Source organism: Xanthomonas bromi (genome assembly GCF_900092025.1).
In the GTDB taxonomy this organism is placed as follows: domain Bacteria; phylum Pseudomonadota; class Gammaproteobacteria; order Xanthomonadales; family Xanthomonadaceae; genus Xanthomonas; species Xanthomonas bromi.
The window spans coordinates 1-3282 of sequence record NZ_FLTX01000119.1 but is presented as its reverse complement, the minus strand read 5'-3'; the positions used below and the strand labels follow the sequence as shown (position 1 = coordinate 3282).

The window sequence follows — 3282 nt, the reverse complement described above, 5'->3', positions numbered from 1 at the left end:
TTGCGCCACTTCCGTGCACAGGCCCTGCCAGTGGCGTTGCGTGCCGTCGGCCTGGCGCAGCTGCAGGTCCAGTGGCTGCTCCAGCAGCGCTTCGGCATCGAGAAACGCCGAGGTGGCCAGGCACTCGATCTGCAGCACGGTGGCGCCGCACACCGCCTCCTGCCCGTGGAAGCGTTCCACCACCAGCCCCTCGACCGGGGCGCGCAGTTGGATCAGGCGGGCGTGTTGGGATGGCTGCGCCAGACTAGCGAGGGCGACGGCCAGAGTCGGCATATCCATCGTTTCGTTCGCGATCTTTTACAGCCCCTTGACAATGGCTACGCGGATGAAGCCTGCCTGCGATCCGTTGGTATTTTATTACTCTGGTACAGAATTACATGGAATGCCACTTACAGGCTCGCAGAACATCTTCTTCTCAGGTGTGTAGATGAAATCTATATTATGATTCACATTGACAGCGGGGTTAGTTTGATTGGGGAGATTTAGCCAAACTCTGATGTCATTAATTCCATCATGATTTAAGTCAACTATTTCTGGGGCTTTGATGAATGAGCAATTTTCAAAATTGAAGTCGCCATCGCTTACAGCCTTTTTTTTGGTTGCGTTGACGAATACAAATCGGCACCCTTGGTTGCTGCCGTATTGTACGGGGAAGAAGTAATACTGGTCACCAAGAATTTCCCATGTGATGGTTTTGTTTAAATCAATAGATTCATTTGGATCAACTTCTATTAAAGATATGGCTCCCTTGTCGAAAGATGAAGCGTCGATTTTTCTTGGCGCTACGGTACTTGTCTCTGCCGAGAAGCTTGCCGATGAGAAGCAGGAAGTAAGGGTTAGCGTCAAGTAGGACGCGAGCAGGTATTTAATTCGCATGGATTGCTACTCAGTTGGAGTCGTATAGTCAACCACCATGGTTACGTTATTTCTCGCAGCAGAGTGTCGCTCGGTAGTGGCACTTGCTGGATCATCCCCCAAAATGCGGTAGGCATAGCGCGCATATGCCTGTCTTTCGTAATAGCCATTCCCACCTCCATTAACAAGCACTGAGGTGCGACCGATGGATTCGGCAGAGAAAACACGATCTGCTACTCTGTTTATATTGTATTCGCCATTATGCCGTTTAGAAACCCAGTAATGCCCGCCGCTATCACAGGAATTGTAGGGTGATTGTTCTATGGTCGCAGGATCATAGCGATCTGCCCAACGTCTTGGAGGTTTGTTTGGATCTAGGCCAATGATCCGTCCATGTGCATCTCGTAGGGTGGGATCGCCCCAGTAGTGAGTTGATGTGCCAGTTATTCGTGCGTCTTGGTAAGGGCCGTTAAAATGCGCGAAGTTTCTGTATGCTCCATAGCTATCGTAATTGCCGGCCCATGTCAGTTGCATAATTCCCCTGCCATAGAATGCTAAATAGTATTGCGTCATTGGTAGGCGAGTATTTGCTGCACCATGCCCGTATTCGGTCATAGTTTGCCATTTATCAGTTTCCAACATCACTTGGGCTAGGAACTGTGTCTGGCGGATTCGCGTTGCCGCGATTCCATATTTGCGCATAACTTGGTTAAGAGGGGTTATGTAATTAGCTGTTCTTTGTAAGGCGTTGGCCATCGAAATTCGTCCAGTATTCAAAGCTGTCCTTACTGCTCCATTTGCTGAATATCCTGGACGGTTAGGGATGGTTCTAGCCAGTTCTCTTGCGGTGAGCCATCCACATTTTCTGAAATGCTTAATGAATGAAAGTGGGTGAAAGTGCCATACGCTTCGGTCGGCTAGGCCAGACTGCGACCAAAACGTCATAGCGTCGACATGATCTTTGAAGTTTTTCCAAGCAGCGGCTTCGCTTAGGAGCTGGCCTGGTTGCTTTAAAGTCGAGTACCTGGCGTCCAAATCGCTGGAGTCCCATTCGCTGGGATGCTTGCAAATAAAATGTTGTAGCTGCTTTGCAACCACTGCATCGCTCGCACGAGATGCGAAGCTGGGTGGAGATGATAATGATGGCTCGGTAGGCGATGCTGGCAAATTCAACAGCTGCGTCAAAACATCAACATTTGCTATGCCGTCGGTCGGGCTAGCTGTTTGTCCTTCCTCCAGTTTTTGCCAATATAGGGGGAAGTCCGCATCTGAAAGTACGGCAATATGGTGACCCGGATCGGCGAGATTGATGTAACCTATTGCGTCTTCGGTGTAACGAATTAGTTGCCAATTCTCTATGCGTGCCGTGGTCTCACCATTCAGTATTCGCCCATAACGAAGATACTCAAATCCTGCGCTTGGACGATCAGTATAGAGAGCGGTTGCAATACGGAATAGATCATACTCATAATCGTCCTGATCAACGGGCAGCCCCACCTGTGTAGTGATTCTTCCCTGTGCATTAAGGCGATAAGTCGTAGCAATGCGGCGCCCCGCCTTTAGCTCTACCACGATATGTAGGTGCTCGCTATTTTGGCCCGCTGCTCCAACTGGTAGATTGAAAAACTCATTCTGGTTTGGTAGATCCAAACGGTGTGGAGCGACGGCATGCGGATGACGCGCTACGAAGTTGAGATTGGCCGGGAGGATGAAGTGGGTATCCCCGAAGACATCATTGGAGCCATGTCCACCTGCCGCGACAGCGCTGGCGTCCCGCCAGAACCTCGCAAGGTCTGCTTCCGTGGTGAATATCTCGAAGTGCACCGTCGGTACGCCGTAGAGCTGGCCCCCGAAGCCGAGTACTTCCTTCCGCCAAACCCGGGTATTGGCAGGTGCTTGCGTTGCCGATTCGCCAGTTGCCGCATTCCGCAGGAACGGCATCATCTGTGACCGCTGAGCGTCGGTAAGCGAGCCTTTCGGGGCGAGGTGCATGTATAGCGAGTAGTACACGACCTGCGTGTTTTCACCGCTATGCGTATCGTGCTTTATCAGCACGAAACTGGTGTCGTAAAGGCCCTGTCCTGGATAGTCTTTGGTTGCCGGAGCCAGGCGATAGGCGACGATGACGCCATCAGCGATCGCACGTATGGGCTCGGTTCCCGGTGTAAGGTGGATGCCGCCGTGCCAGCGGTTTCCCGTTGTGATTGGGTAGAGTCCTCTGGTCGGTTGTGTAAGCGCCACCATCGCATCGAACTTCGCTTGGTCGCTTTGATTGGCAGCGTTGGCAGGTAAAATGGGGTAGCTGATAAGCATTGATGTCCTTCCTTAGACGGAAAAAGGTGCAGTGCCATCGGGCTTCTTCAAGTCGTCAGGCAAAGGCGGCAGGGCGGGATTGCCGCTCTGCCCACCCAAGAACGGATGCCGACT

Annotated in this window: 3 protein-coding genes; all 3 read right to left on the bottom strand. The window is 51.7% G+C overall.

What is annotated here, in order from left to right; all coding sequences use genetic code 11:
• Window positions 1-279, bottom strand: a 279-nt coding sequence (locus XBLMG947_RS20770) for a contractile injection system protein, VgrG/Pvc8 family (protein ID WP_343123843.1), incomplete at its 3' end; no start/stop codon positions are given.
• A 78-nt stretch (window positions 280-357) separates the two neighbouring features.
• Window positions 358-876 (bottom strand): hypothetical protein, encoded by a 519-nt coding sequence (locus XBLMG947_RS23060; protein WP_139074477.1) that lies wholly within the window; start codon window positions 874-876, stop codon window positions 358-360.
• A 6-nt stretch (window positions 877-882) separates the two neighbouring features.
• Complete coding sequence (locus XBLMG947_RS22305) at window positions 883-3168, bottom strand: M23 family metallopeptidase (protein WP_245228298.1); 2286 nt, start codon at window positions 3166-3168, stop codon at window positions 883-885.
• Window positions 3169-3282 lie beyond the last annotated feature (114 nt).